General features: G+C 69.1%; 12 protein-coding genes. 7 read left to right on the top strand and 5 right to left on the bottom strand.

Features of this window, described 5'->3' with window-relative positions:
- Positions 1–8 precede the first annotated feature (8 nt).
- Positions 9–3080 carry a formate dehydrogenase-N subunit alpha gene (fdnG, locus tag V6Z91_RS21455; protein ID WP_338760918.1) on the bottom strand — a complete coding sequence of 1024 codons (3072 nt, stop codon included), beginning with the start codon at positions 3078–3080 and terminating at the stop codon, positions 9–11.
- Between the two features lie 351 nt (positions 3081–3431).
- Between fdnG and fdhD the strand changes: the two genes are divergently transcribed.
- The 3 genes from fdhD to V6Z91_RS21470 all read left to right on the top strand — a co-directional run bounded on the left by fdhD (position 3432) and on the right by V6Z91_RS21470 (position 7248).
- The gene (gene fdhD / locus V6Z91_RS21460) at positions 3432–4280 is read left to right on the top strand and encodes a formate dehydrogenase accessory sulfurtransferase FdhD (RefSeq protein ID WP_338760921.1); all 849 of its coding nucleotides are present in this window, start codon (positions 3432–3434) and stop codon (positions 4278–4280) included.
- 105 nt (positions 4281–4385) lie between these two features.
- Complete coding sequence (locus V6Z91_RS21465) at positions 4386–4637, top strand: hypothetical protein (protein ID WP_338760923.1); 252 nt, start codon at positions 4386–4388, stop codon at positions 4635–4637.
- Between the two features lie 139 nt (positions 4638–4776).
- Positions 4777–7248, top strand: coding sequence for an FtsX-like permease family protein (locus V6Z91_RS21470; protein ID WP_338760926.1), 2472 nt, complete (start codon positions 4777–4779; stop codon positions 7246–7248).
- Between the two features lie 7 nt (positions 7249–7255).
- Here V6Z91_RS21470 and V6Z91_RS21475 read toward each other — a convergent pair whose 3' ends face one another.
- Complete coding sequence (locus V6Z91_RS21475; RefSeq protein WP_338760929.1) at positions 7256–9211, bottom strand: MHYT domain-containing protein; 1956 nt, start codon at positions 9209–9211, stop codon at positions 7256–7258.
- Between the two features lie 159 nt (positions 9212–9370).
- Here V6Z91_RS21475 and V6Z91_RS21480 point away from each other — a divergent pair, with 159 nt between their 5' ends.
- Positions 9371–10048: an SOS response-associated peptidase family protein gene (locus tag V6Z91_RS21480; protein WP_338760932.1), complete on the top strand. Its 678-nt coding sequence runs from the start codon at positions 9371–9373 to the stop codon at positions 10046–10048.
- A 215-nt stretch (positions 10049–10263) separates the two neighbouring features.
- Here V6Z91_RS21480 and V6Z91_RS21485 read toward each other — a convergent pair whose 3' ends face one another.
- Complete coding sequence (locus V6Z91_RS21485; protein WP_338760935.1) at positions 10264–13023, bottom strand: EAL domain-containing protein; 2760 nt, start codon at positions 13021–13023, stop codon at positions 10264–10266.
- 2 nt (positions 13024–13025) lie between these two features.
- On the bottom strand, positions 13026–13892 hold the full coding sequence (locus V6Z91_RS21490; protein WP_338760937.1) for a phosphate/phosphite/phosphonate ABC transporter substrate-binding protein: 867 nt from the start codon (positions 13890–13892) through the stop codon (positions 13026–13028).
- Positions 13893–14228: 336 nt separating this feature from the next.
- Here V6Z91_RS21490 and V6Z91_RS21495 point away from each other — a divergent pair, with 336 nt between their 5' ends.
- The 3 genes from V6Z91_RS21495 (at position 14229) to V6Z91_RS21505 (ending at position 15715) form a co-directional block, all read left to right on the top strand.
- Positions 14229–14567 (top strand): hypothetical protein, encoded by a 339-nt coding sequence (locus V6Z91_RS21495; protein ID WP_338760940.1) that lies wholly within the window; start codon positions 14229–14231, stop codon positions 14565–14567.
- A gap of 94 nt (positions 14568–14661) precedes the next feature.
- Entirely contained in the window at positions 14662–14937 is a 276-nt protein-coding gene (locus tag V6Z91_RS21500; RefSeq protein ID WP_338760943.1) for a LysR family transcriptional regulator, read from the top strand.
- Positions 14938–15007: 70 nt separating this feature from the next.
- The gene (locus tag V6Z91_RS21505) at positions 15008–15715 is read left to right on the top strand and encodes a GntR family transcriptional regulator (protein WP_338760945.1); all 708 of its coding nucleotides are present in this window, start codon (positions 15008–15010) and stop codon (positions 15713–15715) included.
- 154 nt (positions 15716–15869) lie between these two features.
- Here V6Z91_RS21505 and V6Z91_RS21510 read toward each other — a convergent pair whose 3' ends face one another.
- A complete protein-coding gene (locus V6Z91_RS21510) occupies positions 15870–19772 on the bottom strand; it encodes a CHASE domain-containing protein (RefSeq protein WP_338760947.1) in 3903 nt (1300 codons plus the stop codon).
- Positions 19773–20049: the final 277 nt, after the last annotated feature.

The raw sequence follows: 20049 nt of genomic DNA on the forward strand, positions 1-20049 counted from the left end.
GTTGTTCCTTATGCCTTCTCCACCTTGACCAGGAACGACTTGAATTCCGGTGTCTGGGAATTGCCGTCGCCCACCACCGGGGTCAGCGTATTGGTCAGGTAGCCAGGCTTGGTCAGGCCCGTGAAGCCGAAGTGCAGCGGAATGCCGACCGTGTGCGTGGTCTTGCCGTCGATGTTGAGCGACTTGATCCGCTTGGTCACCACGGCTTTCGCCACGATCACGCCGCGCTTGCTCGACACTTTCACCTTCTGGCCGGCCACGACGCCGATTTCCTTCGCCAGGCCTTCGCCGATTTCCACGAACTGTTCCGGCTGCGCGATCGCGTTCAGGCGGGCGTGCTTGGTCCAGAAGTGGAAGTGCTCGGTCAGGCGATAGGTCGTCGCCACGTGCGGGAACTCGGTGTGCTTGCCCATCTGGGCGCGGTCGCCCGGGAACACGCGCGCGCCGGGATTGCTGGTCGCCTTCGGGTTCTTCGGGTGCATCGGGTTGTAGCCCAGCGGGTTCTCGAACGGCTCGTAGTGCTCGGGGAACGGACCTTCGTTCATCTGGCCACGGGCGAAGAAACGCGCCACGCCTTCGGCGTTCATGATGAACGGGTTCATGCCGTTCGCCGGATCCTCGTCCAGCTTGAAGTCAGGCACGTCCGCGCCGCTCCACGTGGTGCCGTTCCAGCCCACCAGCTTGCGCTTCGGATCGAACGGCTTGCCCTGCGTGTCGCACGAGGCACGGTTGTACAGCACGCGGCGGTTCGCCGGCCATGCCCAGGCCCAGCCCAGCGTGTTGCCGATGCCGGTCGGGTCGCTGTTGTCGCGGCGGCCCATCTGGTTGCCCGCGGCCGTCCAGCTGCCGGCGAAGATCCAGCAGCCCGAAGCCGTCGAACCGTCGTCGCGCAGTTGAGCGAACGATGCGACCTGCTCGCCTTTCTTCAGCAGCACCTTGGTCGGATCCTTCGGATCCATCACTTCCTTCAGCGCCTTGCCGTTGAATTCCATCGCCAGTTCTTCCGGCGTCGGATGCGCGGGGCGTGCATACGGCCACGTCAGGTTCAGGATCGGGTCCGGGAACTTGCCGCCTTCGGTCTGGTACATCTTGCGCAGGCGCAAGAACAGGCCCGACATGATCTCGATGTCGCCCTTGGTCTTGCCCGGCGGCTCGGCGCCTTGCCAGTGCCACTGCAGCACGCGCGAGGAGCTCACCAGGGAGCCGTTTTCCTCGGCGAAGATCGCCGTCGGCAGGCGGAACACTTCCGTCTGGATCTTGGTCGGGTCGACGTCGTGGAATTCGCCATGCGGCTTCCAGAATTCGCCCGTCTCGATCGCCAGCGGATCCATCACCACGAGGTACTTCAGCTTCGACAGCGCCTCGGTGACTTTCTGCTTGTTCGGGGCCGACGCGATCACGTTGAAGCCCTGGCAGAAGTAACCGTTCATCTTGCCCTGGTGCATCAGCTCGATCGTCTGCAGCAGGTCGTACGGCTTGTCCAGCTTCGGCAGGTAGTCGAAGGCCCAGTTGTTGTCCTCGGTCGCGGCGTCGCCCCACCAGGCCTTCATGAAGCTGACGTGGAACTTCTTGTAGTTGCTCCAGTAAGACAGCTGGTTCGGGCGCAGCGGCTTCGGTGCACGCGCATCGATGTAGGCGTTGAAGTCCTGTTCCTTGTCGAACGGCAGGGTCATGTAGCCCGGCAGCAGGTTCGACATCAGGCCCAGGTCGGTCAGACCCTGGATGTTCGAGTGCCCGCGCAGGGCGTTCATGCCGCCGCCGGCGATACCGATGTTACCCAGGAGCAGCTGGACCATCGCGCCCATGCGGATCGTCTGCGCGCCGGTCGAGTGGTGCGTCCAGCCCAGTGCGTACAGGATCGTGCCGGCGCGGCCGGGCACGGCTGTCGACGCGAGCGCCTCGGCAACCTTGTGGAACTGTTCGGGCGACACGCCGCACACGCGCTGCACCATCTCGGGCGTATAGCGGGCGTAGTGCTTCTTCATCAGCTGGTAGACGCAACGCGGATGCTGCAGGGTCGGGTCGACCTTGGCATAGCCATCCTCGCCGATCTCGTAGTTCCAGCTGGCCTTGTCGGTGTACTTGCCGGCCTGTTCGTCGTAGCCCGAATAGATGCCGTCATTGAACGCGAAGTCTTCGCGGACGATGAAGGACATGTCCGTGTAATTGCGGACGTATTCGTGCTGGATCTTGTCGTTCGTGATCAGGTAATTGGCGATGGCGCCCAGGAACACGATATCCGTGCCGGTACGCGTGGCAACATAGTAGTCCGCCACGGACGCAGTACGGGTGAAACGCGGGTCCACCACGATCAGCTTGGCCTTGTTATGTGCCTTCGCTTCGGTGACCCATTTAAAACCGCAGGGGTGTGCTTCGGCGGCATTACCGCCCATAACCAGAATCACGTCGGCATTCTTGATGTCGACCCAGTGATTCGTCATCGCACCACGGCCAAACGTCGGGGCAAGACCTGCCACCGTCGGACCGTGTCAAACACGCGCCTGGTTATCGAATGCGAGCATCCCGAGACTGCGGACAGTCTTGTGGGTGAGGTAGCCGACTTCGTTGCTGGCGGCCGAGGCAGCCAGGAAACCGGTGGTCAGCCAGCGGTTGACGGTCTGGCCGTCGGCGTTCTTCTCGATGAAGTTCGCGTCGCGGTCGGCCTTCATCAGCTTGGCGATGCGGTCGAGCGCGTCGTCCCAGGAGATCTTCTGCCATTCGGTGCCGCCCGGTGCGCGGTATTCCGGCTCCATCAGGCGGTTCGGAGAATGGATGAAGTCGATCAGGCCGGCGCCCTTCGGGCACAGCGTGCCGCGGTTCACCGGATGGTCGGCATCGCCTTCGATGTGGATGATGCTGGCGGCGGCGTTCTTGGAGCCATCGCCCAGGCCGTACATCAGCAGGCCGCAGCCCACCGAGCAATACGGGCAAGTATTGCGGGTTTCGGTCGTGCGCGCGAGTTTGTATTGCCGGACTTCGGCCATGGCCGTTGCCGGCGCAAAACCGAGCGCTGCGATACTCGAACCCGCGATGGTTGCGCCAGTCACCTTGAGGAACTGGCGCCTTGACATCTGGTTCATGAAAATCCTCTGTAAGGAGATTATTTGTTCTGCGAAGTGATGTTATCACCGCTGAGAATATATTTTCGCAGCGAAACGTAAATTAACAAGCACACAGATACAAGACTACGTGTTATCCCTTATCAAAAAACGACAAAATATTTGATCAGACGGCATGATCTTGGCTAAAAGACCAAGAAATAAAATGAGAATCATTCTCATCAATATGTTTCCGAATAACCGGGGCCGGACTCCAACTCGTGGAAATATTTCCTGGACTTGGGCTCTGCCCCCGGTTCATGTAAACAGTTGGTATCAAACGCGTTCGCGTGCTTATGGCATGATGTCCGCCTCGCCTGAAAGAACCTCGCCATGATCGACAATCCCGCCCCCGCCTGTCCCACCACGTTTGGCCAGGAACCGCCTCCCGCCACGGAACAGCGCGAGGTGCTACGCGTGCGCGACGGAATCGCGGCGCCCGGCGAGGACGCGCTGGCGGACGAAGTGCCGGTGGCGCTCGTCTACAACGGCATTTCGCACGCCGTGATGATGGCCACGCCGCAAGACCTGGAAGACTTCGCCCTCGGCTTTTCGTTGACGGAGGCGCTGATCGACCATGCCGGCGAGTGCTATGGCATCGACATCGAGGCGGGTCCCGGCGGCGTCGCGGTGCAGCTGGAGATCGCCAGCCGCGCCTTCGTGGCGCTGAAGGAGCGGCGCCGCTCGCTGGCCGGCCGCACGGGCTGCGGCCTGTGCGGGGTGGACAGCCTGGACCAGGTGTATCGAACGCTGCCGGCGCAACGCTCCGGTGCCGTGCTGACCGGTGATGGGGTGCGCGCCGCGCTGGCCGCGCTGCCGGCCCGGCAGGCGCTCAACCAGATCACCGGCGCCACGCACGCGGCGGCCTGGTGCGGGCCAGATGGCGCGCTGGCCGTCGTGCGCGAGGACGTGGGCCGCCACAACGCGCTCGACAAGGTGGTGGGGGCGCTGGCCCGCGACCCGGCGTTGCGCGCCGACGGTGGCTTCGTGCTCGTGACGAGCCGCGTCAGCGTGGAAATGGTGCAGAAGGCGGCCATGGCCGGCGCCGCGGGCATCGTCGGCGTCTCGGCACCGACGGCGGCGGCCGTGCGCATGGCGGACGGGGCGGGGCTGGTACTGCTGGCCTTCGCGCGCGGCGACAAGTTCACCTGCTACGCGGGGCGGGAGCGGGTAGCCCCATGATCCCGGCACCGCCAGACGATGCGGCGTAGGCTGACACGCGCGTGAGACATACGCTGACGCAACACGATCACCGCTTTTGATTAAATGGCGGTGAGGATGCACACCATGGAAAAACATCAAGCCAGCGGCGCCGTGCCGCACTACAAGCTGGGCCTTGAACAGGTCGCCATGGACGACGTGCTCGAGGCCTGCGAACTCGTCGGCCGCGTGCTGCGCGCCGTGGCGCCGGACATGAACGCGCGCGCGGCGGCCCGCCTGCTGGCCGAAGCCACCCGCCTCGAACACCACGACGAACCGCTGACCCGCTCGATTCTGGTCGAGGTTGCCCGCGCGCTGCAGCGCCGCGACCTGCGGTAATACCGCGCCCACTGTCCGGAAACGGACAGGCGGTTGACCGCTTCCGCTCGCCGCCGCCACGCCGCGGCTGCCGGATCGTCATGGCATGCAAGTTGCAGAGTGCCCATCATTTCATTTGCTACAGTGAGGGATGGAGACGATGACTGCCACGGCGACGAAGAGCGAAAGACCGGATACCCATGTGCTGCGCGACGGATGGCGCGCGTTGGCGCGCCATCCCTGGCCGACCCTGCTTGCCGTCGGCGTGCTTGCGGTCGGCATCGCCGTGTTCGCCCTGCTGGGCGGCTTCGTACGCCACGCCCTGAACGTCAATGCGCACCTGCCCGACGGTCTTTTCATCATCAAGCAGCGCGACAATACGGCGGCCCAGGCGACCTGGTTCGACCAGGCGCCGATGGTCCTGGCCCGGCACGCGGCGGCCTTGCCCGGCGTGACTGGAGCGACCGTGCTCGTTCCCCTGCGCCCGCAGATGAAGGGCATGACGGTGCGGGCCGGCGCGCGGTTGCTGCCCTTGCAGGGCTTGACCGTGCTGCCCGGCTTTGCCGGCATGCTCGGCTTGCGGGCCGCCGGCGGGGAAGACCTGGAACGCGCGCTGGCGCGGCCGGACGGCATCGTGCTGACCAGCGATGCCGCACTGCGCCTGTTCGATACCGCCGACGCCGTGGGCCGCACGCTGCGGGCCGAAGGGCATGTACTGCGGGTCGCCGCCGTGCTGACCGCCCAGCCGGGACCGACCACGCTGCCGTTCGACGCGCTGACGGGCGTGCACAGTACCCTGGTGGAGCCGGTGATCCGCGAAGAGGTGCTCACGGGACGGCAGGGCTGGCCCGGCAAGGTCCTGCTGCGGCTGGCGCCTGGCACCCCGCCGGAAGCGGTAAGCGCCGCCCTGCAGGCTGCCGTTCAACACGTGCCCGGCTTGCAACAGCATGGGCCGGACGTCGCCGCCCGGCTGGGCGGCCGCCCGCCGCTCGAGATCGCGCTGGCGGCGCTGCGTGGCGCCTATTTCGACCATGAGCTCGGCAGCAATTTCCTGTGGAGCGCTGGCGAGCGCAGCAACCCGGCGCTGGTGGCCGGGCTGGGCGCCGTGGCGCTGCTCATCCTTGCCCTGGCCGGCGCCAACTACATGAACCTGGCGGCGGTGCGCGTGCTGCGCCGCCAGCGCGAACTGGCGGTGCGCAAGGTGCTGGGCGCGCGGGCCCGCGACATCGTGGCGCTGTGCGTCGCCGAGGCGATGATGGTGACGCTGGCCGCCACGCTGCTCGGCTTGTTGCTGGCCTGGCTGGCGCTCCCGGTGTTCGCGGTGCTCGCCGGACGCGCGCTGCATGGCATGCTGGCGCCTGGCCACGTCGCCGGCGTGCTGGCCGCCGGGATCGCGCTCGCCTGTCTCGCCGCCGTCTATCCCGCCTGGCTGGCCCTGCGCGTGCGGCCCGACTGCGTGCTATCCGGCAAACCCGATACGGAATCGCCCGGCGCGGCCCGGGCCCGCCGCGTGCTCACGGTGCTGCAACTGGCCGTGGCGATGGGCGTGGCCGGCGTGGCACTGGCCATCGCGTGGCAGACGCGCTACGCGGCCCAGGCCGCGCCCGGCTTCGATCCGGCCCCGCTGACCCTTGTCGACATGCCCGGGCAGGTGCGCCATTCCACCGGGGCGCGGGGGCTGCTGGCCGCGCTGGTGGCCCAGCCGGGCATCGATGGCGTGGCCGTGTCGCTGGACGCCGTCGGGCGCAACGAGGACACGCTCGGCCGCACCTTCGAACGGCCGGGCGGGCAGGGCGCCACCCTCGACGTGCGCTGGGTGAGCGCGAATTTCTTCACGCTGTACGGCGTGCGTGCCGCCGCCGGCCGCCTGTTCGATCCGCGCATCGACCGCGAGGACGATCCCGCGCCGCTGGTGCTCAACGCGGTGGCGGCGCGCGCGCTGGGCTTTGGCGACCCGGCGCTGGCGCTGGGAAAGACGGTGCTGTTCCGCGACTGGGATGGCAAGGCTTCGCCGCGGCGCGTGATCGGCATCGCACCGCCGCTGCGCTTCCAGTCGTTGCGCGAGCAACCGCGCCCGGTGGCATTCGAACTGTCGACCGCGGGCGCCACGCTGACGGTGCGCTCGGCGCTGCCGGCGGGCCAGGTGGATGCGCTGGTACGCCGCCTGTGGCCGCGCCATTTCCCCGACGCGCTGCCGCGCATCCACCGCGCCGGCGCGGTGCTGGACCGTAATTATGCGGACGACGCCCGGCTGGCCCGGTTGCTGGCAATTGCCGCCGGCATGGCGCTGGCGCTGGCCGCCGCCGGCTGCTACACGCTGGCGGCACACACGGTACAGCGGCGCACGAAGGAGATCGTGCTGCGCAAGCTGCACGGCGCCTCGCGCGGCGCCATCGGACTCCTGGTACTGCGCGAGACGGGCATGCTGGCGCTGCTGGGGGGCGTCGCCGGGTTGCCGGTGGCGGCGCTCGTGATCGAACGCTACCTCGCCGGTTATGTGGAAAGAGCCCCGGCCGGGCAGTGGGCACTGCCGTGCGCCCTGGGCGTGACGGCGGTCGTGGCGCTGGCGGCGGCGGCGCGCCATGCGTGGGCAGCGATGCGGGTGGCACCGGCGGGGGCGCTGAGGGTTTGACTGTCGCTCAAACCCGCTCCCTCTGCGCCAGCAGCGAAGCCGCGGCCCGCACCAGCGCATTCGGTCCCACCGGCTTCACCAGGTGATCCGTATAGCCCGCCTGCAACGCGCGCTCCCGCTCGCGCGTGCCGGCCAGCGCGGTGAGGGCCAGGGCCGGCAGGGCACGGCAGTTCGGCAACGCGCGGATCTTGCGCAGCAGTTCGAAGCCATCCATGCCGGGCATGCTGATGTCGCTGATCAGCAGGGCGGGGCGCACGCTGGCCACAAGGTTCAGGGCGCCGATGCCGCTGCCGGCCGTGTACACACGGGCGTTGGCCGCCACCAGCGCGCGCTTGAGGACGTCGAGCGAATCGGGCTGGTCGTCCACGGCCACGATCACCGCGCCACCCAGGTCCACGGCCTCGGCGCCGGTGTCCGCGTCCGCCCGCGACGCCGGGGCGGCGAAGGCCGACAGCGGCAGCGTCACCGTGAAGGCGGCGCCGCGGCCGGGTCCGTCGCTGTCAGCCCGGATCGTCCCGCCCTGCAGTTCGACGAGCTGCCGGGCGATGGACAGGCCCAGGCCCAGCCCGCCGTGCTGCCGGGTGGTCGATGCGTCGGCCTGCCGGAAGCGGTCGAACACGTGCGGCAGGAAGGCCGGGTCGATGCCGGTGCCCGTGTCGGCCACGCGGATTGCCGCGTAGCCGGGATAGTCGGCGGCGCCGGACAGCGTGACGGTGACGCGCCCTCCCGCTTCGCTGAACTTGACGGCGTTCGACAGCAGGTTGCCCATCACCTGCTGCATCCGGGCCGCATCGGCCAGCACCGGCCCGGTCTGGTGATCGATGTCCGCGATCACGGCGATGCGGCGCGCCAGCGCCATCGGGCGGATCGCTTCCACCGCCGACGTCACGAAATCGGCAGGCCACACGGGCGCCGGCTCGACCTGCACCTTGCCGGACACGATGCCGCTCATGTCGAGCAGGTCGTCGATCATCTTGACCTGGGCACGGGCATTGCGCTCGATCGCGGCCAGGCCCCGTTGCAGCGTGGCGTCGTCCTTGCCGCCCTGCTGCAGCAGCTGCGCCCAGCCCAGCACGGCGTTGAGCGGCGTGCGCAGCTCGTGCGACAGCGTGGCCAGGAATTCGTCCTTCAGGTGCGACAGGCGCTCGAGCTGCAGCCGGGCCTCGTGTTCGGAGAGGAACTGCTCGCGGCGTTCCTCGGCGGTGGCCAGCGAGGCGGCCAGCACGTGCGTGCGCGCCTCGAGCCGGGCGTCGTAGACGGCGACGATCAGGGCGATAGTCAGGACGCCCGCCGTGCCGAGCGTGACGAGGATCGCCAGGTTCATGCCCTGGACGCCGCTGCCGGCGGCCATGCACACGCTGCCGGCCGGGAAGTGCGCCGCGGCCATGCCCGTGTAGTGCATGCCTGCGATCGCCAGGCCCATGACGACCGCGGCGCCGGCCTGTATCGCGCTGGCGCGCGGCGTACGCAGGCGGAGCCGGTAAGCGATCCACAGGGCGCCGGCGGAAGCGCCGATGGCCAGCAGCACGGAGGCCACGAACGCGAGCGGATCCCACACGATGCCCGGCTGCATGCGCATCGCCGCCATGCCTGTGTAGTGCATGCCGTTGATGCCCAGGCCCATCAGCAGGGCGGCAAGCCCGAGTCGGCTCGAGGAGACCACCCGGTGGCGCAATTGCCACAACGCAAGCCCCGTGACCAGGACGGGCAGCAGCAGCGACAGGGCGGTAATGCCGACGTCGTAGCCGACCGGGATCGGCAGCTGGAACGCCAGCATGCCGATGAAATGCATGGCCCAGATGCCGGTGCCCAGCGCGACCGCGCCGCCGGCCGTCCACCCGGCCGCCACCAGGCCCTGCGCGCTGCGCACCCGGTCGGCCAGGCTCAGGCCCGTATAGGACGCGAACATGGCGACCGCTATCGAGACGGCGACGAGGATGGGATGGTATTGACCGCTGAGCATGGTTTTCGGGTGCCGATGGGCTGTCGCCACTATACCGGAGTCGGGCATCCGGCGATGGACGGCTGGATGGAAGGGGGAAGGGTGCTGCGAGCGGCGCTGGAAGCGGCGCGCGCGGCCTGCTACCATGCGCCCGGATCATGTGAGGAGGTTTCGGCGGGGATGTGCGTCAATTATGTGACCGTGAAGAGGGACAGCCTGGCGCGCTTCGCGGCGCTCGACCAGCGCGTGCCGTTCGCGCCGCGCGGCGAGTGGGAGCACGAGGTGTGGCAGGATTATGCCGCCCCCATCGTCGTGGCGGCGCCGGAAGGGCGGCGCTGCCTGGTGGCAAGCTACGGCATGGTCCCGCAGCACCGCTTGCCCGCCGGCAGCCGCGCCTACTCGACGATGAATGCGCGCATCGAGACGGTGGCCGAACTGCCGAGCTACCGCGACGCCTGGCAGCACAGCCGTTTCTGCCTGGTGCCGATGGAACGCTGGTTCGAGCCGAACTACGAGAGCGGCCGGCACCAGCGCTGGTCGATCGGCCGCGCGGACGGCCAGCCGCTTGCCGTGGCGGGCCTGTGGCGCGCCTGGGAAGAGCCGGACGGGCGGCGGGTGTGCTCGTTCACCCAGCTGACCGTGAACGCCGATGCCCATCCGCTGCTGTCGCGCTTCCACCGGCCCGGGGACGAAAAGCGCGCACTGGTGCCGCTGGCGCCCGAGCAATGGGAAGACTGGCTGCGCTGCCGCGACCCGGACGCGGCGCGGCGGATGCTGGCGCTGCCGGAAGAAGGGGTGTTGACGGCGGGGCCGGAGCCGCTCGGCGGGGTGGAGGAGCCGCAGGCGGCGTTGTTCTAGCGGGTGCCTCATGGGGAAACCGGTGTCGGACACCATTTTCCATGGTTGCCTCATGGGAAAACCGGTGTCGAACACCATTTTCCAGGGAAAATGGTGTTCGACACCAAGGACTCCACCGCCGCCGGCCGCGCACTGGTGTCGTACACCTTTCCTGGATGGTTCTTCCAGGAAAGGTGTACGACACCGGTTTTCTCATGCCGTAGCCAGCGGTTTTCTCATGCCGTGGCCACCGACTCCACAGCCACTCCCCCAAAAATCTCCAGGCACACCTCCGCCGGCAACGGCTCCCCATACAGATACCCCTGGATCTCGTCGCAACCGTTGGCGCGCAGCGATGCCAGCTGGGCGGCGTCTTCCACGCCTTCGGCGATGACGCGCAAGCCCAGGCTGTGGGCGAGGGCGATCACGGCGCGCGTGATGGCCAGGTCTTCGCTGTCGGCCGGCAGGTCGCGTACGAAGGCGCGGTCGATCTTCAGCGCGTCGAGCGGAAAGCGCTTCAGGTACGACAGGCTCGAATAGCCGGTGCCGAAGTCGTCGATGGACAGTCCGATACCGGATGCCTTCAGGCGCCGCAGCACGGCTTCCGAGGCCGCCGGGTCGCTCATCAGCATCGACTCGGTCAGCTCGAAACCGAGCGCCGACGGGGCGATGCCCGCCTCGCGCGCCGACGCCAGGATCATGTCCACCAGGTTTTCCTGCTGGAACTGGCGGGCCGACAGGTTGACGGCCACGGTCACTCCTGGCATGCCGGCGTCGCGCCAGGCGCGCACCTGGGCGCACACGGAACGGATCACCCAGGCGCCCACCGGCAGGATCAGCCCCGTGTCTTCCAGCACGGGCACGAATTCGGATGGCTGCACGGTGCCGTGCGGGCCATGCCAGCGCAGCAGCGCCTCGAAGCCCGTCAGCCGGCCGGACGCCACGTCCTGCTTCGGTTGATAGGCGAGCGTGAACTCGCCCCTGTCGAGCGCGCCGCGCAGGCCGGATTCGAGCGCCACCCGGCGCGCCACCCGCTCGTTCATCTCGCTGCGGAAACGGCAGCCGCGGGCGCGGCCGTGCTGCTTGGCCGCGTACATGGCCGTGTCGGCGTTGCGCACCAGGTCTTCGGCCACGCGGCCGTCGCGCGGCGCGCAGGCGATGCCGATGCTGGCTCCGATGAACACCTGCTGGCCGTCCAGCGTGAACGGCCTGGTGAGGCTGGCCACCACCGTGTCGGCGCAGGCGTCGGCATCCTCGTCCGGGTAGCCCGGCGGGCAGATCACGGCGAATTCATCGCCCCCCAGGCGCGCCACGAAGGCGCGCGCCGGCACGGCCGCCAGGAGCCGCCGCGCGGCCTCCAGCAGCAGCTCGTCGCCGGCCGCGTGGCCGAGCGTGTCGTTGACGTTCTTGAAGTGGTCGAGGTCGATGATCAGGAGCTGCACCGCCTTGCCCTCGCCCAGCATGCCGGCCAGGCGCTCGCCGAAGGCAGCGCGGTTGGGCAGCGCCGTCAGCGGGTCATGGGAAGCCAGGTAGCGCAGCCGCAGGCTGCTGTGGTGCCGTTCCACCGCGTTGGCGAAGGTGCCGGCGAGGCTGTCGAGGAAGTGGCGGTCGTGGTCGGTGAACGCCGCGTCGTCCGCACCCTGCACGGCCAGCGTGCCGCGCACGTCGCCCCAGCGCAGCGCCACCTCGGCGCGGTCGGTGCCGTCCCCGCGCGGGGCGCGCCTGGCCTGCATGGGCGGCCACTCGGCCACGCTGGCGGCGCCGCCGTCGGCGTGCTCCAGGAGCTCGGCGTAATCGGCTTGCAGGCCGACCGCGGCGGCACGCACCAGCAGCCGGCACAGCGTGTCGTAATCGGATTCCACCAGCGCGCAGCGGGCGAAGGCCGCGGCCTGCTCGTGCTTTCGCGCATGGGCGAGCGCCAGCTGCTCGCTGCGGCGGCGGTCCGTGATGTCGATTTCGATGCAGATGTATTTCTCGACATTCTTCGCCGCGTCGAAGATCGGCACCACGGTACGGCGGTGCCAGCGCGGACGGCCGGAATGGTCCACCAGCCGCACTTCGCAGGTCAGCGTGGACGCGCCGTGGCGGCCGTGGCGCCGCGGTTCGAGCAGTTCGCCGATCTGGTCGATCGGCATGTGCAGCAATTCCTCGCGGCTGTGGCCGGAGGCGGTGACATAGCGGTCGTTGGCGGCGACGATGCGGCCGGCCGGGTCCAGCTCGCACACGCTGCACGCTTCGTCGAGGGCGCTCTTGTGCTGGATCAGCGAATCGATCAGCGTGTCGATACGCTGGTCCAGGCTGCTGCGGATGCTGTGCGTGATGCGGTCCACCGCGCGCATCGCCTGTTCGATCTCGAGCGGGGTGTCGCCGCCGCGCGGCGTTGCCGCGGCGACGCCGGCCGACAGGTCGGCTTCGTAGCGCTGCAGCCGGGTGAGCTGGCCGAGCCAGCGGCGCAGCAGCCGGTGCATGGCGAACAGCGACAGCAGCACGCAGGCCGTGGCCAGCCAGAGCGTGTCGCGCATCAGGAGCCACAGCCGCTCGGCGATCGCGGCTTCGTCGAAGGAGAGGCGCATCACGCCGTAGTCGCGGCCGCCAACCGAGATCGGCCGGTTCACGTCGAACAGCTGGTCCGACACCATGGCGACGATGAAGCCGGGCGGGCGCGCGCTTTCGCGCGGCTGGGCGGAGATCCGCAGCGCGTGGCCGCCCACGTCGATGAAGGCGGCGGAGCGGAATGGCGAGGAGTGCAGCGCCTTGGCCAGCGTGCGCTGCACCGTGTCGTAGTCGCCCACGACGACACCATCCTCGACGGCCTGCGACGCCACTTCGGCCACCATGGTGCCCATGTCCTGTACTTCCTCGATCTCGCGCACGAACTGCACGCGGTAGTAGGTGCACAGCGACAGCACGAGAAAGCACAGCAGCGTCACGCTGTACAGCGCGAACATGCGGCCCCACAGGGTACGCGGCGTCAGGCGGCGCAGCGCGGCAGCCATCGTCAGCGCAGGCTGGCCGGAATGCGGCCGTAGAATTCGCGGTAGGCGGCGTAGTCGGCCTCGCCGGCCGGCACGAAGGCGAACGGCGCGGTCTTCACGAGCGCCGCCGCCTCGGCCAGCACGCGGCGCCCTTCGGGATCGTCGGCCATGCCGATGAAGGCGCGCGCCACCGCCTCGGCCGTGGCGGGCGGCACGCGCGGCGACACCATCAGCGCCAGGTCGTTGAACGGCTCCGATTGCCACAGCACCCGCAGCGGTTGCCGGGTGCGCGCGATGTACGAGGCGGTGAGCTGGGCGTTCGCGCCCACCGCGCGCACCTTGCCGCTGGCCAGCTGGGCAAACGCCCCATCCATGTTGCCGGCGAAGACCACGTTGACGGGAATCTGGCGGCGCAGCAGTTCCGCATAGCTCACCTTGTAGGCCACCGTCGCCTCGGGCCCCGGGAACGCCACGTCGGCGCCGGCCAGGTCCTTCAGTTCGCGCGCGGGCGAGCTGGCCAGCGTGACGATCTGCGAACGCACCGGCGCGCCGTTGCGCCGCGCCAGCAGGCGCCAGCCCATGCGAGCGCGTTCCGGCGCGAACAGGTGGTTCGTGAAGGCGAAGTCCACTTCCTGCGCCAGCACGAAGCTGGTGGTGTCGGCCGAGGTGCGGCCCAGTTTCAGGCGCAGCGTGGCGCCGCTGGCGCGCGACACGTAATCCATGATGGGATTCCAGTAGGCTGCCGTGATCTGCACATTGTGCTGGTTCACCGGGGAGAACTGGTAGACCGTAGCCGAGTCCGCGGGCATGCCGGACGTCGGCGCGGCATGCGCGGCCCAGCAGGCGACCAGCAGGCCGGCGGCCATGCCGGCAAATCGGGTTGGGTACATCCGGGCTCCATCGAAGGGCGTCGCGGGACGCGGTGAAGGGGGCCGCTCGCGCGACGCCGGGCATTTTACCGCAAAACAATGTCGGATGAACAATGACCGGCCGTGATTTATTTTGCCAGCCTGTCTGTCGCGACTTTTCACCCGCTGTCACATTCGCGGCCACATATTTTCTAACTACTTGAAAACGCTGCAATATTTCGAGCGGGTCAATTATCTGGATATAAACAGTAAACCTTTTATATCGTTACTCAAAAACCCCTGATTTTTCGTCATCAGCCTGTTGATTTGTGCCGCATCCGTCTGCATATCGAGCAGGTAGCGATTGACAAGGAGAACATGATGGAACCACTACTCAACCAGGGCGGGGCCGATCAGGAAATCGGTCAATACAATCCGGGCCGCCTGCTCGATGCGCTGGCCGAACGGCTCGGCGCGAAGAATGACGCGGCGCTGTCGCGTGCCCTCGAAGTGGCACCGCCCGTGCTCAGCAAGATCCGCCACGGCCGGTTGCCGGTCGGGGCGACGATCCTGCTGCGCATGCACGAGGCCAGCGGCATCCCGATCCGGGAGCTGCGCGACCTGATGGGCGACCGGCGCGGGCGCATGCGCATGAGCCCCCAGGAGTTCCGCCCGAAATCGGCGCAACAGCCGGGCGAACAGCAGGTGGGGCGCTGAACCGCTGACGGGCGGGTGACGCGCGGTCGTCCCGATGGGAGATGCGCCGGCGGGCGCATTGCCCGGCGCGCACTCGCGCGTCTGCAATCGGGTGATGAACCGGACCGGCGAGCCGCGGCAAAACCATTATTTCCTGACCCTGGTGCAGGAGCTGCACTTCGGCCGTGCGGCCGAGCTGTGCTTCATCGCGCAGCCGGCGCTGAGCCAGCAGATCGCCCGTCTCGAGGACGCGGTCGGGGTGCGCCTGTTCGTGCGCGGGCAGCGCAGCGTGTCGCTGACGCCGGCTGGCGAAGTATTCCGCGACGGCGTACGGCAGCTGTTCCGGCTGATCGAGGACACCACGCGCAACGGCAAACGCTCATCAAGGTGATCGGTGGCGCGCCCGCGTGCATGCGGCGGGCTCGGGCCGGTACAATCGCGGCGGGCCATAACGATATCCGATGATGAGCGAACCTTCCTTGCCAGGCACTTTCCGGCTCGACCGGGCCCGCAGCGCGGCCGTGCAGGTGTACGAGCACCTGCGTGAACTGATCGTCACGCTCGCCCTGCCGCCCGGCGCCGTGCTGTCGCGCAGCGAGCTGGCCGGGTATTTCGACGTGTCGGTGACGCCGGTGCGCGACGCGCTGGCGCGGCTGGACGATGAAAAGCTGGTCGAGGTGTTCCCCCAGCACGCCACGCGGGTGCGCGCGGTCGACCTGTCGTCGGCGCGCGAGGCGCACTTCCTGCGTCTGTCGGTGGAACTGGAACTCGTGCACGCGCTGGCCCGGCGGCCCGACCGGCAACTGGCCGACCGGCTGCTCGGGCTCGTGGCCCGGCAGGAGAACTGCCTGGAGCGGGGCGACCTGGCCAGCTTCACGGCCGTGGACATGGCATTCCACCGCACGATGTACGAGGCCGCCTCGCTCGAGGGCCTGTGGCACCGCCTGCGCGACGGCAGCGGCAACCTGGACCGCCTGCGCCGCCTGCATCTGCCGCTGAACGGCAAGGCCCGGTCCATCCTCGAACAGCATGGCGCGATTGCCCGCGCCATCGGCGACGGCGACGCCGCGCGCGCCCAGGCGTGGGTGCGCGAGCACTTGTCGGGAACGCTGTCCGAGCTCGATGCGCTGCGCGCGAGGTATCCGGATTTCGTGTTGCCGGTGCAGTAGCCCGCGGCGCGTACCGGCGAGGAAAACCGGTGTCGCACACGTTTTCCGGGAACGGCACCCGGAAAACATGTCCGGAAGGAGTGATGGCATGCATGCCATCACCGCCTGGCAGGCGCGGAGCATGCTCCGCGAAACCCCTGCCAGGCCACCAGTGCTAGCGATATTTGCCCAACACCTCCATCAGCTCCCCCTCGTCGATCGGCTTGCCGATGAAATCGTCCATGCCCGCCACCGTGCAGGCATCGCGCTCTTCCTGGGTGACGCCGGCCGTCATTGCCACCACCGGCACCTTCAGCCCCAGCGCGTTGCGGATCTCGCGGGTGGCGGTCAGGCCGTCCATCACCGGCATCTGCACGTCCATCAGCACCACGTCGTAGCCGCCTGGTGCGCGCGACAGCAGGTCGACGGCCTCGGCGCCGTCGCCCGCCACGGTGACGGTGGCGCCGGCGAAGTCGAGCAGCGCGATGGCCACCGTCTGGTTGATCGGATTGTCCTCGGCGAGCAGCACGCGCATGCCGTCCAGCGCCGGGGCGGCCTCGTCCGTCTCGAGGACGGGCGCGGCCTGCGGCTGCGCCTCCAGGGCGGCGCAGCGCGCTTCCAGCACGGCCGCGTGTAGCGCGGCGCGCGTCGCCGGCACATGCATCACGGCGGCGGGGAAGGGCACAGGGCCGTCGTCGGCCGGCACGTCGAAGCCGTCGAGGATGCGCAGCAGGACGAAGCCGGCGGGCAACTGCGCGCGCCGTGCGGCCAGCGCCGCGATCACCTGCGGCGCATCCACCCCGGGTCCGAGGACGGCCAGCTCGTAGGGCAGCGGCCCCGGTACCGCAAGCAGCAGGCCGGCGCGCGCCGCGTCGTGGGCCACGTGCAGGTGCCAGCACCAGCGCGCCGTGGCATTGGCCAGCGCCGCCACCACGCGCGCCGCGGGCTCGCACAGCAGCACGGGCAGGTGCAGGTGTTCCGGCGGCAGCATGTAGCGGTCCACCGCCGGCCCGCCCGGTATACGCAGCGGCACCGTCAAGGTGAATGTGCTGCCCACGCCGGGCGTGCTGTCCACCTCCAGCGTGCCCTCCATCAGCTCGGCCAGGCTGCGCGCGATCGTCAGGCCCAGGCCCGTGCCGCCGAAGCGCCGCGTGGTCGAGGCGTCGGCCTGCGCGAAGGCGGAGAACAGGCGCTTCTGCTGTTCCGGTTCGATGCCGATGCCGGTGTCGGTGACGTCGACCCGCAGCGCCGGGCCGCCGGCGATCGTGCCGCGGATGAAGCGGCACTCGACCGCGCCCCGCTCGGTGAATTTCAGGGCGTTGCCGATCAGGTTCGTCAGGATCTGCTCGAGGCGCAGCGCGTCGGCCACGATCGTGGCGGGCAGGGCGGGCGCCACGTCGACCAGCAGGCGCAGCTGGCCGCCGCCATGCACGGCCATCAGGCGCGCGCAGGCCAGGGCCACGTCGTCCAGCGCCACCGCCTCGGGGTGCAGTTCGACCTTGCCCGCCTCGATCTTGGAAAAATCGAGGATATCGTTCAGCACCGCCAGCAAGGTCTCGCCGGAGGTGCGGATCATGCGCACCAGGTCGCGCTGCTCCTTGTCGAGCCCGCTGCGCTCGAGCAGGGCGGCGATGCCCAGCACGCCGTTCATCGGCGTGCGCAATTCATGGCTCATATTGGCCACGAAGGCGCTCTTGGCCTGGCTGGCGCTTTCGGCGATCGCCACCGCGCGGCGCAGCTGTTCTTCCGCCTCGCGGGCGGTGGTCACGTCGTAGACGATGCAGGCGAACCCGGTCGGTACCCCGTCGCGGCGCACGGTCGTCAAGGTCAGCTCACCCAGGAAGCGCGAGCCATCCTTGCGCACCAGTTCCGTGATGGCGGTGGCGCTGTCGCGCGCCATCGCCTCGGCCAGCAGCGCGCGGCCGCGTTCCGGGTCGGCCCACAGGTCGAGGGCGCGGCCGATCGCCTCGCCGTCCGCGTGGCCGAACTGGTTCGCGGCGCCGTCGTTCCACGCTTCCACGTGGCCAGCCGCGTCCAGGAAGATGATGGCGTGGCTGCGCACGCTGGCGGTGAACAGCCGGAACCGCTCCTCGCTCTCGCGCGCGGCGCGCTGCTGCAGCTGCAGCTCGCGGGTGATCTGGTGGGCGATCTCCAGCGCGCGCGCCCGGGTGGAAGCGAGCCCGCGCACGATGCCGAACAGCAGGAAGCTGATCAGCGAGCCCAGGCCCAGCGTCAGCAGCGGGCTCTGGCGGTCCACGCCGGCTTCGAAACTGGGGCTGGCGGTGAATTCGAGGCGCCAGCCGTGTCCGGCCGAGTCGATTGCCAGCATGCGCACGGCGGACAGCGGCTTCGTGTAGCGCGTGCCGCGCGGCACTTCGCCCTCGTTGGCGTAAATGGTGTTGGCATGCGCCCCCGGGTACTGGTCTACGATGCGCAGCGTGAACGACCGGCGCCCGCCGATCAGGTTGCCGACCATGTCGTTGATGCGGAACGGGCTGTAGATGTAGCCGCGCAAGGCCGCGTCGCGCTCCGCGGCGGTCGCTGTCGGCGCGCCCGGCTGGTACAGCGGCAGGAACATCAGGAAGCCGTGCTGGCCGCGCCGGTCGAAATCGTGCACCAGCCTCACGACGCCGGTGCTGCCGATCGCGCCAGCCGCCGCGGCCGCCTGCAGGGCGCGGCGCCGGTTCGCCTCGGACATCATGTCGTAGCCCAGCGGGCGCCGGTTCGGCAGGTTCATCGGCGCCAGGTAGGTCACGGGCACGGCGGGCCAGCGCCCCGGTTCCGGCCAGATGCGGTAGGTGCCGCGCGCGGCGCGCTGCCGCTCCACGAAGGCGGCGGCCTCGGCCCGGTCGCGCAGCACGGTGGCGTAGCCCAGCCCCAGGGTGCCGGGGAAGGCCCGTTCCACGTCCAGGGTGGCCACGTAAGTCTCCCACTCGGCGGCGGTGATTGTCTCCGAGGCCTCGAAGAACGCCCGCCCGGCGACGAGCAGGCGGCGGTAATTGTTCAGCCGGTAGTCCATCTGCTGCCATGTCATGTCGATGACCGCATCGAACTGTTCGCGCGTGCGCCGCTCCGCATTCACGGTCACGGCCCGCCATGCCATGGCCGTGATGGCCAGGCAGAGGGCCAGCGTGGCGACCGGCCAGCGCCCCGGCCCCGGGCCCTTCGTCGGCCGCCGGCGGCACACGGCCGTGTTGGTGACGAGCATGGACGCCAGTGCCGTCAGCGCCAGGTACACGGCGAGGGTGAGCATCGAATGGACCTGGTCGCGCGTGGCGAAGGGGCCCGCACCCGTCAGCGTGGCGGCCACCGCGCCGGTGGCGACGATGGCCGCCGCCGCCGAGCCGCCGGGTGCGCCGAACCGGTAGGCGGCGCCGATCACGCATGCCACCAGCAGGAAGGCGCCCCACGCTTGCAGCGCCTCGGGCGCCAGCCCGAACACGGCATGGGTCGCCAGCGCCGCCGCCGCCAGCAGGGCGGCGAGCTCGCCGGCCGCGCGCGGCTGGCGCAAGGCACGCAAGGCGGGTGCGGAAGTCCAGGCCGACACCAGCGGCGTCACCAGCAGCATGGCCATCACATTGCCGAGCCACCACAGCACGATCACGGTTGCCAGCGCCTCCCACCGGACCTGGCCGGCGCCCGCCAGCGTCAGCGCGCCCGGCGCGGCGCCCACCATCCCGGCCACCAGCGCCACCAGTACGTAGCCATAGACGACCAGCGCGCTGTCCGGCCGCAGGGTGCGTTCGCCGTGGCGGATCAGCCGCCATGCGATCGCGACGGCCAGTGTGTTGCCGGCGGCAATGGCGACCGCCGCGAAGATGGTGGAGACGGCGACGCCCGCCCACCCTGCCAGCAGGTACAGGTTGACGAGGAAGGCGCCGGCCGCCACGCCGGCAAGCATGGGCCGCCCGTAGCGCAGCACGGCCGCCAGCGCGATCCCCGTCGGTAGCCACACGGGGCTGTTGTTTCCTGTTGGCACAGACACGGCGATGCAGGCCGCGGCGGCCAGCAGGTAGGCGAGCGTGCACAACATGACCCTGCCGGCCGTGGCGATGAGTGGCCTGGAACGTGTCTCCATGCGTTTTGTTTTCCTTCCGGCGACAGCGAGCATAATGCCTCAGTTGGCATAAAGATGCATTCTGTGGCTGTGCGGCATGCAGGCACTGCCTTCACTCTTGGTATCGTGGGCTTAAGACAACAAATGCCGCCTTGGCGCATCCGGTGGCCATTGCCGCCGGTATAATCGTGTCATCGCGGATCCGCCCCGATGCCACGTGCATTCCGCCTTCCTGGCCCAATCCCCCGCCGGACCACCTTTGACGCGCATTGACGCCGTATCGACGTGCCGCCGATGT

Source organism: Massilia sp. METH4 (assembly GCF_037094685.1).
Lineage (GTDB): Bacteria > Pseudomonadota > Gammaproteobacteria > Burkholderiales > Burkholderiaceae_D > Rugamonas.